The organism is Pseudomonas sp. PVC-3-1 (assembly GCF_057444315.1).
The window spans coordinates 1,959,109-1,978,874 of the sequence record NZ_CM172023.1 but is presented as its reverse complement, the minus strand read 5'-3'; the positions used below and the strand labels follow the sequence as shown (position 1 = coordinate 1,978,874).

Genomic DNA, 19,766 nt, shown 5'->3' with positions numbered 1-19,766 from the left:
AGAGGGCCCGCAAGGGGCCCTCTCTTCATTTTGCTACTGCTTAGACGCCAGAGGCTTCGGCAGCGGCAACGTCCTTGATGGACAGTTTGATGCGGCCACGGTTGTCCACATCGAGAACCAGGACTTTGACTTCCTGGCCTTCCTGCAGAACGTCGGTGACCTTGTCGATGCGCTTGTCGCTGATCTGCGAGATGTGCACCAGACCATCCTTGCCCGGCAGGATGTTGACGAAGGCGCCGAAGTCGACGATGCGCTCAACCTTGCCGACGTAGATCTTGCCGATTTCGGCTTCCGCGGTGATGCCCAGGACGCGCTGCTTGGCGGCCTCGGCAGCTTCCTTGGTTTCGCCGTAGATCTTCACGCTGCCGTCGTCCTCGATGTCGATCGAGGCCTTGGTCTCTTCGCAGATGCTGCGAATGGTGGCGCCGCCCTTGCCGATGACGTCGCGGATCTTGTCGGTGTCGATCTTCATCTGGATCATGGTCGGAGCGTTTTCCGACAGCTCGGCACGCGGAGCAGCAATGATCTGGTTCATCTGACCGAGGATGTTCAGGCGAGCTTCCAGGGCCTGGCCCAGGGCGATCTCCATGATCTCTTCGGTGATGCCGTTGATCTTGATGTCCATCTGCAGGGCGGTAACGCCCTTGTCGGTACCGGCAACCTTGAAGTCCATGTCGCCCAGGTGGTCTTCGTCACCCAGGATGTCGGTCAGGATGGCGAACTTGTCACCTTCCTTCACCAGGCCCATGGCGATACCAGCAACCGGAGCCTTGACCGGAACACCAGCGTCCATCAGAGCCAGGGAAGCACCGCAGACGGAAGCCATGGAGCTGGAACCGTTGGATTCGGTGATCTCGGAAACGACGCGGATGGTGTAGGGGAATTCGTCCTGGGTCGGCAGCATCGCAGCAACGCTGCGGCGTGCCAGACGGCCGTGGCCGATTTCACGACGGCCCGCGCTGCCCATACGACCACACTCGCCCACGGAGAAGGGCGGGAAGTTGTAGTGCAGCATGAAGGGGTCTTTGCGCTCGCCTTCGAGGGTGTCGAGCAGCTGGGCGTCACGGGCGGTGCCGAGGGTGGCAACGACCAGAGCCTGGGTTTCGCCACGGGTGAACAGCGCCGAGCCGTGGGTCTTGCCCAGAACGCCGACTTCGATCTTCAGCGGGCGAACGGTGCGGGTATCGCGGCCATCGATACGCGGTTTGCCGTTGACGATGTTTTCGCGAACGGTGCGGTATTCCAGCAGGCCGAAGACTTCTTTGACTTCACCCGCGGAGTACTGGCCTTCGCCTTCGCCGGCGAACTTGGCGACGATCTGCTCACGCAGGGCGTCCAGGGCCGCGTAACGGTCCTGCTTGACGGTAACGGTGTAAGCCTCGGAGATGGCAGCACCGAACTCGGCCTTGATGGTGTTGACCAGGGCGGTGTTTTCGACCGGGGCGGACCAGTTCCAGGTCGGCTTGCCGGCTTCGGTTGCCAGTTCGGCAACGGCACGGATGACGGCCTGGAATTCTTCGTGGGCGAACAGAACGGCACCCAGCATCTGGTCTTCGGTCAGCTCGTCGGCTTCGGACTCAACCATCAGCACGGCGTCGGAGGTACCGGCCACGACCATGTCGAGGCTGGAGCTCTGCTGCTGCTCGTAGGTCGGGTTGAGGATGTAGCCGATTTCCGGGTGGAAACCAACGCGGGCAGCGCCGATCGGGCCGGCAAACGGAATGCCGGAGATCGCCAGGGCGGCGGAGGTGCCGATCATGGCAGCGATGTCCGGATCGGACTTCTTGTTGGTGGAAACGACGGTGCAGACAACCTGCACTTCGTTCATGAAGCCTTCCGGGAACAGCGGGCGGATCGGACGGTCGATCAGGCGCGAGGTCAGGGTTTCCTTCTCGGAAGGACGGCCTTCACGCTTGAAGAAACCACCGGGGATGCGGCCGGCTGCGTAGGTCTTCTCCTGGTAGTGCACGGAGAGCGGGAAGAAGCTCTTGCTCGGGTCGGCCTGCTTGGCGCCGACGACGGTGCAGAGCACGGTGACGTCGTCCATGGTGACCAGGACGGCACCGGTGGCCTGGCGGGCGATGCGGCCAGTCTCGAGGGTTACGGTCGACTGACCGAACTGGAATTTCTTGATTACCGGGTTCACGGTTTCTCTACCTTCTCTTTAGTTGCCTTGGGGGAAATCGTGGAAATGCCGGGAATCGGACCCGAATTCATTCCCTATAAAAGCGAGAAAGCCGGGAGCCGAAGCCGATGAGCGGTATACACCACTCATCGACCCCGGACTCCCAGCTTCCCACTTCAGGCTTGCCGTCTTAGCGACGCAGGCCCAGGCGACCGATCAGGGCGCTGTAACGAGAGGTATCCTTGCCCTTCAGGTAATCCAGCAGCTTACGACGCTGGTTAACCATACGGATCAGGCCACGACGGGAGTGGTGGTCTTTGCCGTTGGCCTTGAAGTGGTCCTGCAGCTTGTTGATGTTGGCGGACAGCAGTGCAACCTGCACTTCCGGGGAACCGGTGTCGCCTTCAGCTTGCTTGTACTCGTTAACGATCTGGGCTTTTTCTTGGACGCTCAGTGCCATGATGGGGCTTCCTCTGAGGTAACAGGCCAGGGACTTCTCCCTGTGTTCATAATAAGAGGAGTGACCGTGCCTGCTGACAGCCACCCTCGGTTTCGGCCTTAAGACCGAATCAGTCGACGCGGCGCCAGGCGCCCGTCTTCGGTCACTTCACCGATACCGATGAAACGACCTTCGTGATCCTGCACCCGCAGCATGCCGAACTTCGGCACCTCGGGGGCGCGCACCGGCTGACCATGCAGCCAGTAATAGGCGCTGTGCTCGGACAACTGCAGCAGCGGCCAGTGCTCCAGGCCGGCATCCACCGGCAGCAGGAAGCGGTCGAGAGCTTCGTTGCCACCCTCGGCGTGGGCCTTCTCGAGCTCCTCCAGCGTTACCGCCTGGTTCAGGTGAAACGGCCCGGCCTGGGTCCGGCGCAGGGCGGCGACGTGTGCGCCACATCCAAGTTCGCGGCCGAGGTCTTCGACCAGGGTGCGAATGTAGGTGCCCTTGCTGCAGGAAACGGCCAGGGTCGCACAGGGCGACTCGAACGCGAGCATTTCCAGGCGCGCAATAGTAACAGAACGCGCCTCGCGCTCCACTACCTCTCCTGCACGAGCCAGCTTGTACAGCGGCTGGCCGTCCTTCTTGAGAGCCGAGTACATCGGCGGCACCTGCTCTATATCGCCACGGAAGCGCGGCAACAGGGCCTCGACAGCCTCCCGACCAGTGGTCACTTCACGCTGCTCGACCACCTCGCCCTCGGCATCGCCGGTGGTAGTGGTGACGCCAAGCTGGGCCACTGTTTCGTAGGCCTTGTCGGCATCGAGAAGGTACTGGGAGAACTTGGTCGCCTCACCGAAGCACAGCGGCAACACGCCGGTGGCCAGCGGATCGAGGCTGCCGGTATGGCCGGCTTTCTCGGCATTGAGCAGCCAGCGCACCTTCTGCAGGGCCTGGTTCGAACTCATACCCAGCGGCTTGTCGAGAATCAGCACACCGTTGACCGCACGGCGAATGCGTTTGACCTGCGCCACGGCTTACTCCTCGGAGTCGCCGCCATGGCGGCGATCGGCTGCTACCGCGCGCTCGATCAGCGCCGACAACTCGGCACCACGACGGATGCTGGCGTCATAGCTGAAGTGCAGTTGCGGCACGGTGCGCAGCTTCATCGCCTTGCCCAGCTGCATACGCAGGAAGCCTGCCGCATCGTTGAGGATGCTGGTGTTCTGCTTCACCACCTCGGCGTTGTCGTCCTGGCCCATCACGGTGACGTACACCTTGGCATGGGACAGATCACGGGCCACGTCGACGCCGGTAATGGTCACCAGGCCGAGACGGGGGTCCTTGATTTCACGCTGGATCAGCAGCGCCAGTTCGCGCTGCATCTGGTCGCCGATACGCTGGGTACGGCTGTACTCTTTAGCCATTTTTCTAACCTGCTTACCCGAGCCAAAAGGCTCCGGGTCTGAAAGCGGCAAACGCCCGGGACGACTGGAGAGCCGGCCCGGGCGCTGCGTTTACGCTCGAATACCCTTACAGAGTACGAGCGACTTCGACCTTCTCGAACACTTCGATCTTGTCGCCGACGCGGACGTCGTTGTAGCTCTTCACGCCGATACCGCATTCCATGCCGGCACGCACTTCCGAGACGTCATCCTTGAAGCGACGCAGGGATTCCAGCTCGCCTTCGAAGATGACCACGTCGTCGCGCAGTACACGGATCGGACGATTGCGGTGCACCAGACCCTCGGTGACCATGCAGCCGGCAACCGCGCCGAACTTCGGCGAACGGAACACGTCACGCACTTCGGCGATACCCAGGATGTTCTCGCGAACATCGCTGCCGAGCATACCGGTCAGGGCTTTCTTGACGTCTTCGATGATGTCGTAGATCACGTTGTAGTAACGCATGTCGAGGCCTTCGGACTCGACGATCTTGCGCGCACCAGCGTCAGCACGGACGTTGAAGCCGAACAGCACCGCGTTGGAGGCCAGCGCCAGGTTGGCATCAGACTCGGTGATACCACCGACGCCGCCGCCCACCACGCGAACCTGCACTTCGTCGTTACCCAGGCCGCTGAGCGAACCCTGCAGGGCTTCCAGCGAACCACGGACATCGGACTTGAGGACGATGTTGAGGGTCTTCTTCTCTTCCTGGCCCATGTTCTCGAAGATGTTTTCCAGCTTGCCAGCGTGGGCACGAGCCAGTTTCACTTCGCGGAACTTGCCCTGACGGAACAGAGCGACTTCGCGGGCCTTCTTCTCGTCGGCAACCACGGTCATCTCGTCGCCGGCGTCCGGGGTGCCATCGAGGCCGAGGATCTCGACCGGAATGGACGGACCAGCTTCCTTGATCGGCTTGCCGTTCTCGTCGAGCATCGCACGGACGCGGCCGTAGTTGACGCCGACCAGGACCATGTCGCCCTGACGCAGAGTACCGTCCTGGACCAGCACGGTGGCTACCGGGCCACGGCCCTTGTCCAGACGGGACTCGACCACCACGCCACGGCCCGGGGCCGACGGAGTAGCTTTGAGCTCAAGCACTTCAGCCTGCAGCAATACAGCTTCGAGCAGTTCGTCGACGCCGGTACCCAGCTTCGCCGAAACGTGAACGTACGGAGCATCGCCGCCCCACTCTTCCGGGATCACGTCCAGAGCGGCCAGGCCGTTCTTGATGTTGTCCGGATTGGCGTCGGGCTTGTCGATCTTGTTGACCGCGACCACGATCGGCACGCCAGCCGCTTTCGCGTGCTGCACGGCTTCCTGGGTCTGCGGCATCACGCCGTCGTCCGCTGCCACCACGAGGATGACGATGTCGGTCGCCTGGGCACCACGGGCACGCATCGCGGTGAACGCGGCGTGGCCGGGGGTGTCGAGGAAGGTGACCATGCCACGGTCGGTTTCCACGTGGTAGGCGCCGATGTGCTGGGTGATGCCGCCGGCTTCGCCAGCTGCAACCTTGGCACGACGGATGTAGTCGAGCAGCGAGGTCTTGCCGTGGTCGACGTGGCCCATGACGGTCACGACCGGCGCACGGGAAACAGCTTCACCTTCGAACTTCAGCGATGCCGCCAGTTGCTCTTCCAGGGCGTTCTCGCTGACCAGCTTGACCTTGTGGCCGAGTTCCTCGGCGATCAGCTGGGCGGTTTCCTGGTCGAGCACCTGGTTGATGGTCACCGGGGTGCCCATCTTGAACATGAACTTGACGACCTCGGCGCCCTTCACCGACATCTGGGCAGCCAGGTCGCCCACGGTGATGGTCTCGCCGATATTCACTTCACGCACAATCGGTCCTGTCGGGCTCTGGAACCCGTGCTGGTTACGCTTCTTCAGCTTGCCCTTGCCGCGGCCACCGCCACGACGGCCAAAGCTGTCGTCGTCGTCGCCACCACCGCTGCGCACGACGCGCGGTGCAGTGGTCTTTTCCTTTTCCTTGATCGACGGGCGATGCTGGGCATGCTTGCGATCACGGCGCTCGTCTTCTTCGTCACGCTTGGGCGCGCGGCGCACCTCTTCCTTCTTGCGGTCGTCCGCAGCAGGAGCGGCGGCGGCCGGTGCAGCCGGAGCAGGAGCAGCAGCGCGCGGCGCTTCGGCAGCAGCCGGAGCAGCAGCGGCAGGTGCGGAGTCAGCAGTCTGACGGGCAGCATCTGCCTGGCGACGGGCTTCCTCGGCAGCGGCGCGCTGACGAGCTTCTTCCTCGGCCTTCAGGCGCACAGCTTCTTCCGCGGCGCGCTGCTCATCCAGCTCGCGCTGGCGATCGGCTTCAAGCTCTTCCGGGCTGCGCTTGACGTAGGTTTTCTTCTTTCGAACCTCGACGCTGACGGTCTTGCTGCCAGCGACCCGGATGGTCGAAGTGGTCTTGCGTTGCAGAGTGATCTTGCGCGGCTCTTCCGCGCGCTCACCGTGGCTGCCCTTCAGGTGGGCCAGCAGCGCTTGCTTCTCGCTGTCGGTCACTACCTGCTCGGCGTCGTTATGGGGCAGACCCGCTTCGCGCATCTGCTGCAGCAGGCGCTCCACCGGCGTATCGACCGTCTTGGCCAGTTCTTTCACCGTGACTTGCGTCATGCACTTCTCTCCTCAGGCCGCGAATGCTTACTCGAACCAATGGGCCCGGGCGGCCATGATCAACTTGCCGGCACGCTCTTCGTCCATGCCGTCGATGTCGAGCAGGTCGTCAATAGACTGCTCGGCAAGATCTTCACGGGTAGTTACGCCACGCAACGCCAGGTCCACGGCCAGCTCTTTGGTCATACCATCGAGGCTGAGCAGGTCTTCGGCAGGTTGTGCGTCGGCAAGTTTTTCTTCAGTGGCGATGGCTTTGGTCAGCAGGCGATCCTTGGCACGCGAGCGCAGCTCGTTGACGATGTCCTCGTCGAAGCCGTCGATGCTGAGCATTTCTTCCATCGGTACGTAGGCGATCTCTTCCAGGGTGGTGAAACCTTCTTCCACCAGGACCTGTGCGAGTTCTTCATCGACATCCAGCTCGTCGACGAAGCGCTGCAGGATGTCGCCAGTTTCAGCCTGCTGTTTGGCCTGGATATCGGCCTCGGTCATCACGTTCAGGGTCCAGCCGGTGAGCTGGCTGGCCAGACGTACGTTCTGGCCACTACGACCAATGGCCTGAGCCAGGTTGTCTTCGGCAACGGCGATATCCATGGTGTGGGTATCTTCGTCGACGATGATCGCCGCCACTTCGGCCGGGGCCATGGCGTTGATCACGAACTGCGCAGGGTTGTCGTCCCACAGGACGATGTCCACACGCTCGCCGCCCAGTTCGCCGGAGACGGCCTGGACGCGGGAACCACGCATACCGATGCAGGCGCCCTGCGGGTCGATACGCTTGTCCTTGGAGCGAACGGCGATCTTGGCGCGCGAACCCGGGTCACGGGCGGCGGCCATCACGTCGATCAGTTGCTCGGCGATTTCCGGTACTTCGATGCGGAACAGCTCGATCAGCATTTCCGGCGCGGTACGCGACAGGATCAGCTGAGGGCCACGGTTCTCGCTGCGAATTTCCTTGAGCAGGGCACGCACACGGGTGCCAACGCGGAAGGTTTCACGCGGGATGATCTGGTCGCGGGCCAGCAGCGCTTCGGCGTTGTTGCCCAGATCGACGATCACGTTGTCACGGGTGACCTTCTTGACGGTGCCGGAGATGATCTCGTTGACCTTCTCGCGGTACGCATCGACCACCTGCGCGCGCTCGGCTTCGCGGACCTTCTGCACGATGACCTGCTTGGCGGTCTGTGCGGCAATGCGGCCGAACTCGATGGATTCGATCTTCTCTTCGATGACCTCGCCGGCCTTCATGCCGGGGTGATCTTCCTGCACGTCTTCGACGGTCAGTTCCGATGCCGGATTGGAGTAGTCCTCGTCTTCGACGATGGTCCAGCGACGGAAGGTTTCGTAGTTGCCGTTGGCGCGGTTGATTTCCACGCGCAGGTCAACTTCGTCCTCGAAACGCTTTTTGGTCGCAGTCGCCAGGGCCAGCTCCAGCGCTTCGAAAATCACGCCAGGCGGTACACCCTTCTCGTTGGATACCGACTCAACAACCAGCAGTACTTCTTTGCTCATCGTACGCCTCGCCTTTCAATCCATTGGAATCCGCGCTCTGGCGGCTCACTCAAATCGGGGAATGATGTTGGCCTTGTCGATCGAGTCGACTGGCAGCAGGTATTCATGGTCGTCCACCAGGACCACCACATCCTGCTCCTCCACACCACGGAGAATGCCCTGGAAATTGCGCCGCCGTTCGAAGGGCGTGCGCAGCTTGATCTTCACCTGCTCGCCGACGTAACGGGCGAACTGGTCGAGCGTAAAGAGAGGACGATCCATGCCGGGCGACGACACCTCGAGGGTGTACTCGCCACTGATCGGGTCTTCCACGTCGAGGATGCCACTGACCTGACGACTGACGATTTCGCAGTCATCGATCAGGATGCCTTCCTGACGATCGATATAAACCCGGAGCAGGGAATGACGACCTTGGGAAATGAACTCCAGGCCCCAGCACTCATAGCCGAGCGCTTCTACTACAGGGGCCAACAAGGCCTGCAACTGTTCTAGCTTGCTCGACACCTGATCGCCTCGCGTATGCTGTAGAAACAAAAAATGGGCGAAACGCCCATCCCTTAAGGACCGCCTTGACCTGGCGGCGGACTGTCCAGCTAGCAAAAAGCCCCTGAAAAGGGGCTCTGCCAAACTGGTTGCGGGAGCTGGATTTGAACCAACGACCTTCGGGTTATGAGCCCGACGAGCTACCAGACTGCTCCATCCCGCGTCAAAGCTGGTGCGAAATTATACGGTTGAGCCCCTTGAAGGTCAACCGAAACTCCGAAACGACAAGACCCGCACTGCGGGCCTTTTCGTATATGGTACCGAGGAGGGGACTCGAACCCCTACAGCCTATGGCCACTACCACCTCAAGGTAGCGTGTCTACCAATTCCACCACCTCGGCAAAAACTCTTGCCTGCTTACTTCTGCTCAGGAGCCGCCGGAACGTCACCGTTACCGCCTGCAGGGGCTTGAGGTTGCCCTTGCGCGCCCGGCACATCACTAGCTGCCGGAGCTTGCTCCTGCTTCTGCTCCATCACTGCCGGATCAGGAAGCCCAGCGTGACGAATTATATCAGCTTTTTCTTTAGCAAAATACGCTAAACCTAAGCTAGTAATGAAAAAAATTGCGGCCAACACAGCGGTGAAGCGACTCAGGAAGGTAGCAGAACCCTGGCTACCGAAAACAGTACCCGAAGCGCCAGCACCAAACGACGCACCCGCGTCGGCACCCTTGCCTTGCTGAAGCAGGACCAGCACAACCAGACCCAGCGCCATCAGCAGGTGAATCACGATTACAACTGTTTCCAGCATCTTCAGTTTCCTGCGGCGCGACAGATCGCACCGAACTCATCTGCATTCAGGGAAGCCCCACCAATGAGCCCCCCATCGATATCCGGCATGCCGAAAAGCTCGACAGCGTTGGCGGCCTTGACACTACCGCCGTACAGGAGACGAAGGCCGCGAGCCACCTCTGCGTTTTCCGCCGAGATCTGCGCGCGAATCGCCGCATGTACTTCCTGGGCTTGCTCGGGAGAAGCAGTAAGCCCCGTCCCAATCGCCCACACCGGCTCGTAAGCCACAACGGCGCGGGAAAAAGCCCCGACACCCAGTTCTTCGATTACCGAGCCCAACTGGCGCCCGACAACCTCAAGAGTCTTGCCCGCCTCACGCTGCTCGCGGGTCTCGCCCACGCACAGGATTGGAACTAGGCCACACGACTGAGCCGCAGCAAACTTGCGACTGATCACACCATCGCTTTCACCCAGGATCAGGCGACGCTCGGAGTGACCGACCAGCACCAGGGAACAGCTCGCATCAGCCAGCTGGCTGGCTGCGATCTCACCCGTGAGGGCGCCCTGCATCGGCTCAACCGCGCAATTCTGCGCACCGACGGCAACCGCCTTTCCATTCAGACCTTGAACGACCTGATTGATGTACAGACAGGGCGGAAACACCGCCACATCGACACCCGTGGGAAGAGCCAGTTGACGCAGGCCTTTGATCAGCTCCGTTACGCTGGAGCGGGTACCGTGCATTTTCCAATTACCGGCCACCAAGGGTCGACGCATGCTGTACCTCGCTGAGCAAAGTGGGCGCAGATATTACTCGACGCTTTGGGAACTGACAAGAGAAATCAAGCACATACCTCTGTAACGACTTTTGCCAGCTGTTCGGCATAGGCGCGAACGCGAGCCTCTTCATCGCCCTCGACCATCACGCGCACCAACGGCTCGGTACCGGATTTGCGCAGCAGGACGCGACCGCGACCAGCCATTTCCTCAGTCACCTTGGCACAAGCCTCCTTCACCGCCGGATGCTCCAGCGGATCGATACCACCGCCCGCGAAGCGAACATTGATCAGCACCTGCGGGCATTTGCGAATACCCATGCGCGCCTCCGCCAGGTTCTGCCCGCGCGTCTTGAGCGCCATCAGCACCTGCAGGGCCGCGATGATTGCATCACCGGTAGTGGTGTGCTGGCAGCAGACCACGTGCCCCGAATTCTCGCCGCCCAACTGCCAGTTGCGCGATTGGAGCGCTGACATTACGTAGCGGTCGCCCACCTTGGCGCGAGCGAAGGGGATATGCAGGTCCTGCAGGGCAAGCTCGAGGCCCAGGTTGCTCATCAGCGTCCCGACCACACCGCCATGCAGCTTGCCGCGATCAAGCATGTCACGCGCAATGAGATAGAGAATCTCGTCACCATCGACGATGGTGCCAGTGTGATCGACCATCATCACCCGGTCGCCATCGCCGTCGAAGGCGATGCCGATATCGGCGTGATTGGCGAGCACGGACTCCTGCAGCGCCCCCATATGGGTTGAGCCGCACTTGTCGTTGATGTTCAGGCCATTGGGCTCGGCACCGATGACGAAGACTTCGGCACCCAGCTCGCGGAATACGTTGGGTGCGATCTTGTAGGTCGCGCCATGGGCGCAATCCAGGGCAATGCGCAGACCGGCGAAACTGGTGTTCGACGGCACACTGCTTTTGCAGAATTCGATGTAACGGCCAGCGGCGTCGTTGATGCGCGACACCTTGCCCAGGCGGGCAGACTCCACCACGGTCATCGGCGCATCGAGCAGCTCCTCGATGATCAGTTCGACCTCATCGGGCAGCTTGGTGCCCTGACCGGAGAAGAACTTGATGCCGTTGTCGTCATGCGGGTTGTGCGAAGCACTGATTACGATGCCGGCTTCGGCATGGAAGGTGCGGGTCAGGTATGCGATGCCCGGCGTCGGCATCGGCCCCAGCAGCATCACGTCAGCACCAGCGGCGGACAGGCCTGCTTCCAGTGCGGATTCGAACATGTAGCCGGAAATCCGCGTGTCCTTGCCCACCAGCACACGGCACTTGCCCTGCTGACGGAAGGCCATGCCCACGGCCCAGCCCAACTTGAGCACGAACTCCGGCGTGATCGGCGGCGTGCCGACGCGGCCGCGAATTCCATCGGTACCAAAATACTTCCTGCTCATGCGGGCATCCCCTCTTCCTTTGCACTTTCCACTGCGTGAATCATTCGAACCACGTCCACCGTCTCGGCGACATCATGAACGCGGATAATACTGGCTCCCTTGGTTACCGCGAGAGCGGCCAGCGCGAGACTGCCATACAGGCGCTCTCCTACTTCGCGACCCAGCGCGCGGCCGATCATGCTCTTGCGCGAGACACCGACCAGCAACGGGCAACCCATTTCCATCAACCTGTCCATCTGGCGGAACAGGTTGAGGTTGTGGCTCTGAGTCTTGGCGAAGCCGAAGCCAGGATCGATGACGATCCGCTCCCGAGCAATACCGACGGCTTCGCAGACGGCAATACGCTCCTCGAGGAAACCTCGGACTTCCTGAAGAATGTCTGGATAGCGTGGATCATCCTGCATGTTCCCGGGCTCCCCGCGCATGTGCATCAGACACACCGGAAGCCCGGTATCAAACGCAGCATCCAGGGCGCCATCGCGCTGCAGTGAACGCACATCATTGATCAGGCCAGCCCCGAGGCGCGCAGTTTCACGCATCACTGCGGGAGTGGAGGTGTCCACGGAGATAACCACATCCAGCTCGCGCGCGATGGCCTCGACCACTGGCGCCACGCGCTCCAACTCTTCGGTCGGCGAGACCACGCGCGCACCGGGACGCGTCGACTCACCGCCGATATCGATCAGCGTGGCGCCGGCCGCGACCATCTGCGCCGCATGGCGCAACGCCGCATCGTGCTGGTTGAAACGCCCACCGTCGGAGAAGGAATCGGGGGTGACATTGAGGATGCCCATGACGTGCGGGCGGCTTAAATCAAGAACCCGGTTGCCGCAAGGCAACCGGGTCGGGTGGTACAACGAACTCATTCAGTGCTCTCAGTGTTCGCCGGCGGGCCCGCCAATCGGATTTTCCTGGCGACCTTCGTCGCGCGGCGAGGCAGCATTGCCGGAGGAACCGGAGTTGCCGCCCTGCCAGTCGCGCGGCTCGCGCGGCTCGCGGCCGGCCATGATGTCGTCGATCTGGTCGGCATCGATGGTTTCGTACTTCATCAGCGCGTCAGCCATCATGTCGAGCTTGTCACGATTCTCTTCCAGCAGGCGCTTGGCGGTGCCGTAGCAGTCGTCGATGATGCGGCGCACTTCCTGGTCGATCAGCTTGGCAGTCTCGCCGGAGATATTGGAGTGCTGACCACCAGCACTACGACCGAGGAAGACCTCGCCCTCCTCTTCCGCGTACATCAGCGGGCCGAGTTTTTCCGACAGACCCCACTTGGTCACCATGTTCCGTGCCAGCTGGGTAGCACGCATGATGTCGTTGGAGGCGCCAGTGGTAACACCTTCGAAGCCCAGGGTCATCTCTTCGGCGATACGGCCACCGAACAGCGAGCAGATCTGGCTTTCCAGGGCGCGCTTGGACAGGCTGTAACGATCCTCTTCCGGCAGGAACATGGTCACGCCCAAGGCGCGACCGCGCGGAATGATGGATACCTTGTAGACCGGGTCGTGCTCCGGAACCAGACGGCCGACGATGGCGTGGCCGGCTTCGTGGAACGCGGTGTTCTTCTTCTCCTTCTCGGACATGACCATGGTCTTGCGCTCTGCGCCCATCATGATCTTGTCCTTGGCCAGTTCGAACTCACGCATGTCCACGATGCGCTTGTTGGAACGAGCGGCGAACAGCGAAGCCTCGTTGACCAGGTTGGCCAGGTCTGCACCGGAGAAGCCCGGGGTACCGCGCGCGATCACGGCCGGATCGACGTTGTCGCCCAGCGGGACCTTGCGCATGTGCACTTTCAGGATCTGTTCGCGACCACGAATGTCCGGCAGGCCAACCACTACCTGGCGGTCGAAGCGGCCCGGGCGCAGCAGCGCGGGGTCGAGCACGTCCGGACGGTTGGTCGCAGCGATGACGATGATGCCGTCATTCATCTCGAAACCGTCCATCTCCACCAGCAACTGGTTGAGGGTCTGCTCGCGCTCGTCGTGACCGCCGCCCAGACCGGCGCCACGATGGCGGCCGACGGCGTCGATCTCGTCGATGAAGATGATGCAGGGTGCGTGCTTCTTGGCCTGGTCGAACATGTCGCGAACGCGCGAGGCGCCCACGCCGACGAACATTTCCACGAAGTCCGAACCGGAAATGGTGAAGAACGGCACCTTGGCTTCGCCAGCGATTGCCTTGGCAAGCAGGGTCTTACCGGTACCGGGCGGGCCGACCATCAGCACGCCGCGCGGGATACGACCGCCCAGGCGCTGGAACTTGCCCGGATCGCGGAGGAATTCCACCAGTTCGCTGACTTCTTCCTTGGCCTCGTCGCAACCGGCAACGTCGGCAAAGGTGGTCTTCACCTGGTCTTCCGACAGCAGGCGCGCCTTGCTTTTGCCGAAGCTCATCGGGCCACCGCGGCCACCGCCGCCACCCTGCATCTGGCGCATGAAGAACATGAAGACGGCGATGATCACCAGAATCGGGAAGCTCGCCACCAGCAACTGGGTCCAGATGCTCTGCTGTTCCGGCTGCTTGCCTTCGACGACCACGTTGTTATTGACCAGGTCGCCGATCAGGCCGTTGTCCTGGATCGCCGGGCGGATGGTCTTGAAGGTGTCACCATCCTGGCGCTTGCCAGTGATGACATAGCCGTCGACGGTTACGCGCTCGACCTTGCCGTCCTTCACCTGCTGGATGAAGTCGGAATAGTTGAGCGTCTGCGGCTCGCTCGGGCTGGAGAAGTTGTTCATCACGGTGACGAGTACCGCCGCGATGATCAGCCACAGAATCAGGTTCTTTGCCATGTCGTTCAATTGACTACCCTCTGAAGCCGGCTCCGCCCTGGAAACCGCTTCTCACGACGGCCAGACTCCTTCCGGCCAAAATTACTACACAACGCCCGCCGCCAGGCAGGCGCCGTCTGTAACCCTTTATGAACCCCGGCTTTCACCGGTACAAGCAAAACCTGCAAGGCATAGACCAAAAGCCGGCCCAATCATTCCAGTCTAGGCGCCGCGAAAGCCCCGTGCGAGCAGATACTGCTCGCGGGAACGGTCGCGGGAGGACAGCGGCTTGCGCATCTGCACCTTCTCGAAGTTCTCGCGAACCATCTTGTGGTAAGCGTCAAAACCTTCGCCCTGGAAAATCTTGATCAGGAAATCGCCGCCCGGACGCAGCACACGGGTGCACAGGTCCAGGGCCAGCTCGCAGAGGAACATCGCACGGGGCATGTCCACGGCGGGCAATCCACTCATATTGGGGGCCATATCGGAAATCACAAGGTCTACCGGATTTTCTCCGATGGCCTCGAGCAACTGGGCGAAGACTTCGTCTTCGGTGAAGTCGCCCTGAATGAAGGTGACGTCCGGGATACTGTCCATCGGCAGGATGTCCGAGGCGATCAGGGTACCCTTGTCACCGATCACCCGACTGGTGACCTGCGACCAGCCGCCTGGGGCGGCGCCGAGGTCGACCACAGTCATGCCCGGACGCAGGATGCGATCCTTCTCCTGGATTTCCAGCAGTTTGTAGCTGGCGCGCGAGCGGTAGCCGTCGCGCTGTGCCATCTTCACGTAAGGATCGTCGAAATGTTCTTTCAGCCAGCGATGGCTAGTCTTGGAACGGGCCACGTATTACCTCGTCTGAGCGGCATCCCGGTACAACCGAAACTCGGGTAGAATATCCGCCTTTTTTCCCAGGGGTCAGATTATGGCGCTCTCTCAGGAGCAGAAAAAGCAGTTCAAATCTATCGGGCATCACCTGAAACCCGTATTGACCGTTGCTGAAAACGGTCTTTCGGAAGGTGTGATGGCCGAGCTTGAGCGCGCGCTCAACGATCATGAACTGATCAAGGTGCAATTCCGCATCACCGAACGCGACGACCGTCGTGCGCTGATCGACGAGCTCTGCCAGAACGGCAGCTGCGAACTGGTTCAGTCCATCGGCAAGATGGCACTGATCTATCGCCGCAATCCCAAGCCGAACAAGAACCTGTCGAATATCAGCCGCTTCAGCGGTCTCTGACAGTCAAGACCGGCAACGCGGAGCCGGCAAGGCTCCGCCGCGTCAGCTCCGTTCGTCTCGCCCCGGCGCCGGCTGCAGCACCAGCAGCAATCCGCATAGCGCTACCACCAGGTAATTGAACAGCAGCCAGCGCTGAGCGTCCGGCGCTACCTGGCGGACCATGAAATAAGCCACCGCCATCACCAGCACGGTGAGCAGCAACTGCCCCCGCGCTTCACGGGCAAAGGCAGCGAATCCGCGCGCCTGCCAGAGCACCAGGGACTGGAGCAGCACGCAGAATCCGGCAAAACCCAGCAGTAGCGGCTTCAGCGCATCGGAAACCGCCTCCACCAGGAGCGGCGCCAGGCCGATCTTGTCCAGCGCCGGCAACACCACGAACTGCAGCAACCAGAGGCCGCCGACCCAGAATGTCTGGGCCAGCAGCCAACTGATGGTGCCTGCGTTCAGGGATTGCCGATCAGGCGTGGCGGACTTCAACGATCTCGTACTCGACGTCGCCACCCGGGGTCTTCACCAGAACAGCGTCGCCTTCGGTCTTGCCGATCAGCGCACGGGCGATCGGCGAGTTGACCGAGATCTTGCTGTTCTTGATGTCCGCCTCGTCGTCGCCGACGATCTGGTAGGTCACCGTCTCGTCGGTCTCGACGTTGGCGATGTCCACAGTAGTACCGAAGATCACCTTGCCGCTGTGCGGAATGGTGGTCACGTCGATGATCTGCGCGTTGGACAGCTTGGCCTCGATGTCGCGGATGCGAGCTTCGGACATGCCCTGCTGTTCACGAGCAGCGTGGTACTCGGCGTTTTCCTTCAGATCGCCCAGCTCACGCGCTTCGGCAATGGCCTGGGTGATCTGCGGGCGCAGAACGGTCTTCAGGTGTTTCAGTTCTTCTTCCAGGGCGCGAGCGCCCTGGACGGTCATTGGAAATTTGCTCATGCGTTGATTCCTGCATGGAGATCCTGCAGACGGCGAACGGTCTTCTCGGGACCGAACTTGAGCGCCTCACAGATCGCCTGACCCGCCGCGATGGTGGTGGTGCAGTAGATCTTGTGCTGCAGGGCGTTTCGACGGATGGAGTACGAGTCAGCGATGGACTGGCGACCCTCGGTGGTGTTGATGATCAGGGTGACTTCGTCATTCTTGATCATGTCGACCACGTGAGGACGACCCTCGGTCACCTTGTTCACACGACGCACCGGCAGGCCGGCAGCCTCGATCACCTTGGCGGTGCCGGCAGTGGCAACCACTTCGAAGCCCAGCGCGACCAGATCGCGGGCGACCTGGACGGCTTGCGGCTTGTCGTCCTCGCGGACGCTGATGAAGGCGCAACCGGCGTTCGGCAGGATTTCGCTGGCGCCCAACTGGGCCTTGGCGAATGCCTCACCGAAGCTGTCACCGACACCCATCACCTCGCCAGTGGACTTCATCTCTGGGCCGAGGATCGGGTCGACGCCGGGGAACTTGGCGAACGGGAACACCGCTTCCTTGACGCTATAGTACGGCGGGATCACCTCCTGGGTGAAGCCGACTTCGGCCAGGGACTTGCCAGCCATGACGCGGGCCGCCACTTTCGCCAGCGACTCGCCGATGCACTTGGAGACGAACGGTACGGTACGGGACGCGCGCGGGTTCACCTCGATCACGTAGATGTCTTCACCCTGAACGGCCATCTGCACGTTCATCAGGCCGACCACGCCGAGCTCCAGGGCCATCTTCTTGACCTGCTCGCGGATCTCGTCCTGGATGTGCTGCGGCAGCGAGTAAGGCGGCAGCGAGCAGGCGGAGTCACCGGAGTGCACGCCAGCCTGTTCGATGTGCTGCATGATCGCGCCGATCACCACGGTCTCGCCGTCGCACACCGCATCGATGTCGACTTCGATGGCGCAGTTCAGGAAGCGGTCCAGCAGCACCGGGCTGTCGTTGGAAACCTTCACGGCTTCGCGCATGTAGCGCTTGAGCTCTTCTTCCTGGTAGACGATTTCCATCGCACGGCCGCCCAGTACATAGGACGGGCGAACCACCATCGGGTAGCCGATGTTCTTCGACAGCTCCAGAGCCTGGTCTTCACTGCGCGCGGTGGCGTTGGCCGGCTGGCGCAGGTTCAGGCGCTGGACCATCTGCTGGAAGCGCTCGCGGTCTTCGGCGCGGTCGATGGCGTCCGGGCTGGTGCCGATGATCGGCACGCCGGCTTCTTCCAGGGCACGGCAGAGTTTCAGCGGAGTCTGGCCGCCGTACTGCACGATGACGCCCTTGGGCTGCTCGACGCGGACGATTTCCAGCACGTCTTCCAGGGTTACCGGCTCGAAGTACAGGCGGTCGGACGTGTCGTAGTCGGTGGAGACGGTCTCCGGGTTGCAGTTGACCATGATGGTCTCGTAACCGTCTTCACGCATGGCCAGCGCGGCATGTACGCAGCAGTAGTCGAACTCGATGCCCTGGCCGATACGGTTCGGACCGCCGCCCAGGATCATGATCTTGTCGCGAGTCGACGGATTGGCTTCGCACTCTTCCTCGTAGGTCGAGTACATGTAGGCGGTGTCGGTGGCGAACTCTGCGGCGCAGGTGTCGACGCGCTTGTAGACCGGCAGCACCTTGAGCTTGTGGCGATGATTGCGCAGGTTCTTCTCGGTCACACCCAGCAGGGTGGCCAGGCGGGCATCGGAGAAGCCCTTGCGCTTGAGCTTGAGCATCAGGTCACGATCGATCGCGGACAGACCCAGGGTCTTGACGCGCTCTTCGTCCTTGATCAGGTCTTCGATCTGCACCAGGAACCACTCGTCAATGCGGGTCAGGTCAAAGACTTCGGCGATGCTCTTGCCGGCGCGGAAGGCGTCGGCGACGTACCAGATGCGGTCGGCATTGGGCACGGTCAGTTCGCGCTTGAGGATGCTCTCGGCTTCCGGGTTGCTCAGGTCGAGCTTGGGATCGAAACCGGTGGCGCCGACTTCCAGGCCGCGCAGGGCTTTCTGCACGGACTCCTGGAAGGTACGGCCGATGGCCATGACTTCACCCACGGATTTCATCTGGGTGGTCAGGCGGGCGTCGGCTTTCGGGAATTTCTCGAAGGCGAAACGCGGGATCTTGGTGACGACGTAGTCGATCGCCGGCTCGAAGGACGCCGGGGTACGGCCGCCGGTGATGTCGTTCTGCAGTTCGTCGAGGGTATAGCCGACGGCCAGCTTGGCGGCGATCTTGGCGATCGGGAAGCCGGTGGCCTTGGAAGCCAGCGCCGAGGAGCGCGATACACGCGGGTTCATCTCGATCACGACCATGCGACCGGTGTTCGGGCAGATGCCGAACTGCACGTTGGAACCGCCGGTTTCCACGCCGATCTCACGCAGCACCGCCAGCGAGGCGTTGCGCATGATCTGGTATTCCTTGTCGGTCAGGGTCTGCGCCGGCGCTACGGTGATCGAGTCACCGGTGTGCACGCCCATCGGGTCGAAGTTCTCGATGGCGCAGACGATGATGCAGTTGTCCTTCTTGTCGCGGACAACCTCCATCTCGTATTCCTTCCAGCCGATCAGCGATTCGTCGATCAGCAGCTCGTTGGTCGGCGACAGGTCCAGGCCACGGGTGCAGATTTCTTCGAATTCTTCGCGGTTGTAGGCGATGCCGCCGCCGGTGCCACCCATGGTGAAGGACGGACGGATGATGCACGGGAAGTTGACCTTCTCCAGTACGCCGTAGGCTTCTTCCATGGTGTGCGCGATGCCCGAGCGCGGGCAGGCCAGGCCGATGTCGCGCATGGCCTTGTCAAAGCGCGAACGATCTTCGGCCTTGTCGATGGTGTCGGCGTTGGCGCCGATCATTTCCACGCCGAACTGCTCGAGCACGCCGTGGCGCTCCAGATCCAGGGCGCAGTTCAGAGCGGTCTGGCCACCCATGGTCGGCAGCAGCGCGTCAGGGCGCTCCTTCTCGATGATCTTGGCGACGGTCTGCCACTTGATCGGCTCGATGTAGGTGGCATCGGCCATGGCCGGGTCGGTCATGATGGTGGCCGGGTTGGAGTTCACCAGGATGACACGGAAGCCTTCTTCCTTCAGGGCCTTGCAGGCCTGCGCGCCGGAGTAGTCGAACTCACAGGCCTGGCCGATGACGATCGGGCCGGCGCCGAGGATCAGGATGCTCTTGATGTCTGTACGCTTGGGCATGGGACTCT

At 61.8% G+C, this 19,766-nt stretch carries 17 protein-coding genes and 2 tRNA genes; 1 reads left to right on the top strand and 18 read right to left on the bottom strand.

All coding sequences use genetic code 11. The features are described 5' to 3' along the window. Nucleotides 1-40: 40 nt before the first annotated feature. From pnp to rlmE, 15 genes are all read right to left on the bottom strand, one after another. Nucleotides 41-2,146 carry a polyribonucleotide nucleotidyltransferase gene (pnp, locus tag AC2T4A_RS09140; protein WP_416750086.1) on the bottom strand — a complete coding sequence of 702 codons (2,106 nt, stop codon included), beginning with the start codon at nt 2,144-2,146 and terminating at the stop codon, nt 41-43. A gap of 169 nt (nt 2,147-2,315) precedes the next feature. Beyond that, on the bottom strand, nt 2,316-2,585 hold the full coding sequence (rpsO, locus tag AC2T4A_RS09135) for a 30S ribosomal protein S15 (RefSeq protein WP_045216763.1): 270 nt from the start codon (nt 2,583-2,585) through the stop codon (nt 2,316-2,318). A 98-nt stretch (nt 2,586-2,683) separates the two neighbouring features. Next, nucleotides 2,684-3,598 (bottom strand): tRNA pseudouridine(55) synthase TruB, encoded by a 915-nt coding sequence (gene truB / locus AC2T4A_RS09130; RefSeq protein ID WP_486743139.1) that lies wholly within the window; start codon nt 3,596-3,598, stop codon nt 2,684-2,686. Between the two features lie 3 nt (nt 3,599-3,601). After that, a complete protein-coding gene (gene rbfA, locus AC2T4A_RS09125; RefSeq protein WP_169936507.1) occupies nt 3,602-3,991 on the bottom strand; it encodes a 30S ribosome-binding factor RbfA in 390 nt (129 codons plus the stop codon). Nucleotides 3,992-4,097: 106 nt separating this feature from the next. Further along, on the bottom strand, nt 4,098-6,629 hold the full coding sequence (gene infB / locus AC2T4A_RS09120) for a translation initiation factor IF-2 (RefSeq protein WP_416750091.1): 2,532 nt from the start codon (nt 6,627-6,629) through the stop codon (nt 4,098-4,100). Nucleotides 6,630-6,656: 27 nt separating this feature from the next. After that, on the bottom strand, nt 6,657-8,138 hold the full coding sequence (gene nusA / locus AC2T4A_RS09115; protein ID WP_416750093.1) for a transcription termination factor NusA: 1,482 nt from the start codon (nt 8,136-8,138) through the stop codon (nt 6,657-6,659). A gap of 45 nt (nt 8,139-8,183) precedes the next feature. Continuing rightward, on the bottom strand, nt 8,184-8,642 hold the full coding sequence (gene rimP, locus AC2T4A_RS09110) for a ribosome maturation factor RimP (RefSeq protein WP_416750095.1): 459 nt from the start codon (nt 8,640-8,642) through the stop codon (nt 8,184-8,186). A 125-nt stretch (nt 8,643-8,767) separates the two neighbouring features. After that, a tRNA-Met gene (locus AC2T4A_RS09105) sits at nt 8,768-8,844 on the bottom strand. Nucleotides 8,845-8,936: 92 nt separating this feature from the next. Beyond that, a tRNA-Leu gene (locus AC2T4A_RS09100) sits at nt 8,937-9,022 on the bottom strand. A 16-nt stretch (nt 9,023-9,038) separates the two neighbouring features. Then, a complete protein-coding gene (gene secG / locus AC2T4A_RS09095) occupies nt 9,039-9,431 on the bottom strand; it encodes a preprotein translocase subunit SecG (protein ID WP_416750097.1) in 393 nt (130 codons plus the stop codon). A gap of 2 nt (nt 9,432-9,433) precedes the next feature. Further along, on the bottom strand, nt 9,434-10,189 hold the full coding sequence (gene tpiA / locus AC2T4A_RS09090) for a triose-phosphate isomerase (protein WP_416750099.1): 756 nt from the start codon (nt 10,187-10,189) through the stop codon (nt 9,434-9,436). A 65-nt stretch (nt 10,190-10,254) separates the two neighbouring features. Continuing rightward, nucleotides 10,255-11,595, bottom strand: a complete 1,341-nt coding sequence (gene glmM, locus AC2T4A_RS09085; RefSeq protein WP_486743138.1) for a phosphoglucosamine mutase — start codon at nt 11,593-11,595, stop codon at nt 10,255-10,257. Then, on the bottom strand, nt 11,592-12,461 hold the full coding sequence (folP, locus tag AC2T4A_RS09080) for a dihydropteroate synthase (RefSeq protein ID WP_478379323.1): 870 nt from the start codon (nt 12,459-12,461) through the stop codon (nt 11,592-11,594). The genes glmM and folP overlap by 4 nt, the downstream gene beginning before the upstream one ends. A 9-nt stretch (nt 12,462-12,470) precedes the next feature. Continuing rightward, complete coding sequence (gene ftsH / locus AC2T4A_RS09075; RefSeq protein ID WP_416750350.1) at nt 12,471-14,387, bottom strand: ATP-dependent zinc metalloprotease FtsH; 1,917 nt, start codon at nt 14,385-14,387, stop codon at nt 12,471-12,473. A gap of 201 nt (nt 14,388-14,588) precedes the next feature. Then, entirely contained in the window at nt 14,589-15,212 is a 624-nt protein-coding gene (gene rlmE, locus AC2T4A_RS09070; protein WP_045216738.1) for a 23S rRNA (uridine(2552)-2'-O)-methyltransferase RlmE, read from the bottom strand. Nucleotides 15,213-15,291: 79 nt separating this feature from the next. On the opposite strand from rlmE, the gene AC2T4A_RS09065 reads away from it, so the two are divergent. Beyond that, nucleotides 15,292-15,606 (top strand): YhbY family RNA-binding protein, encoded by a 315-nt coding sequence (locus AC2T4A_RS09065; RefSeq protein WP_015478938.1) that lies wholly within the window; start codon nt 15,292-15,294, stop codon nt 15,604-15,606. 42 nt (nt 15,607-15,648) lie between these two features. On the opposite strand, the gene AC2T4A_RS09060 is transcribed toward AC2T4A_RS09065, so the two are convergent. The 3 genes from AC2T4A_RS09060 to carB are packed head-to-tail and all read right to left on the bottom strand — an operon-like array spanning nt 15,649 to nt 19,758. After that, nucleotides 15,649-16,053, bottom strand: coding sequence for a DUF4149 domain-containing protein (locus AC2T4A_RS09060; protein ID WP_416750352.1), 405 nt, complete (start codon nt 16,051-16,053; stop codon nt 15,649-15,651). A 10-nt stretch (nt 16,054-16,063) separates the two neighbouring features. Then, nucleotides 16,064-16,540: a transcription elongation factor GreA gene (gene greA / locus AC2T4A_RS09055; RefSeq protein ID WP_015478940.1), complete on the bottom strand. Its 477-nt coding sequence runs from the start codon at nt 16,538-16,540 to the stop codon at nt 16,064-16,066. Further along, complete coding sequence (gene carB, locus AC2T4A_RS09050) at nt 16,537-19,758, bottom strand: carbamoyl-phosphate synthase large subunit (RefSeq protein ID WP_169936501.1); 3,222 nt, start codon at nt 19,756-19,758, stop codon at nt 16,537-16,539. The genes greA and carB overlap by 4 nt, the downstream gene beginning before the upstream one ends. Nucleotides 19,759-19,766: the final 8 nt, after the last annotated feature.

Coding starts and splice junctions, on each gene's coding strand:
- rpsO (WP_045216763.1), bottom strand. CDS start 2,585: ATGGCACTGAGCGTCCAAGAAAAAGCCCAGATCGTTAACGAGTACAAG.
- rbfA (WP_169936507.1), bottom strand. CDS start 3,991: ATGGCTAAAGAGTACAGCCGTACCCAGCGTATCGGCGACCAGATGCAG.
- infB (WP_416750091.1), bottom strand. CDS start 6,629: ATGACGCAAGTCACGGTGAAAGAACTGGCCAAGACGGTCGATACGCCG.
- nusA (WP_416750093.1), bottom strand. CDS start 8,138: ATGAGCAAAGAAGTACTGCTGGTTGTTGAGTCGGTATCCAACGAGAAG.
- secG (WP_416750097.1), bottom strand. CDS start 9,431: ATGCTGGAAACAGTTGTAATCGTGATTCACCTGCTGATGGCGCTGGGT.
- tpiA (WP_416750099.1), bottom strand. CDS start 10,189: ATGCGTCGACCCTTGGTGGCCGGTAATTGGAAAATGCACGGTACCCGC.
- glmM (WP_486743138.1), bottom strand. CDS start 11,595: ATGAGCAGGAAGTATTTTGGTACCGATGGAATTCGCGGCCGCGTCGGC.
- folP (WP_478379323.1), bottom strand. CDS start 12,461: ATGAGTTCGTTGTACCACCCGACCCGGTTGCCTTGCGGCAACCGGGTT.
- ftsH (WP_416750350.1), bottom strand. CDS start 14,387: ATGGCAAAGAACCTGATTCTGTGGCTGATCATCGCGGCGGTACTCGTC.
- AC2T4A_RS09065 (WP_015478938.1), top strand. CDS start 15,292: ATGGCGCTCTCTCAGGAGCAGAAAAAGCAGTTCAAATCTATCGGGCAT.
- greA (WP_015478940.1), bottom strand. CDS start 16,540: ATGAGCAAATTTCCAATGACCGTCCAGGGCGCTCGCGCCCTGGAAGAA.
- carB (WP_169936501.1), bottom strand. CDS start 19,758: ATGCCCAAGCGTACAGACATCAAGAGCATCCTGATCCTCGGCGCCGGC.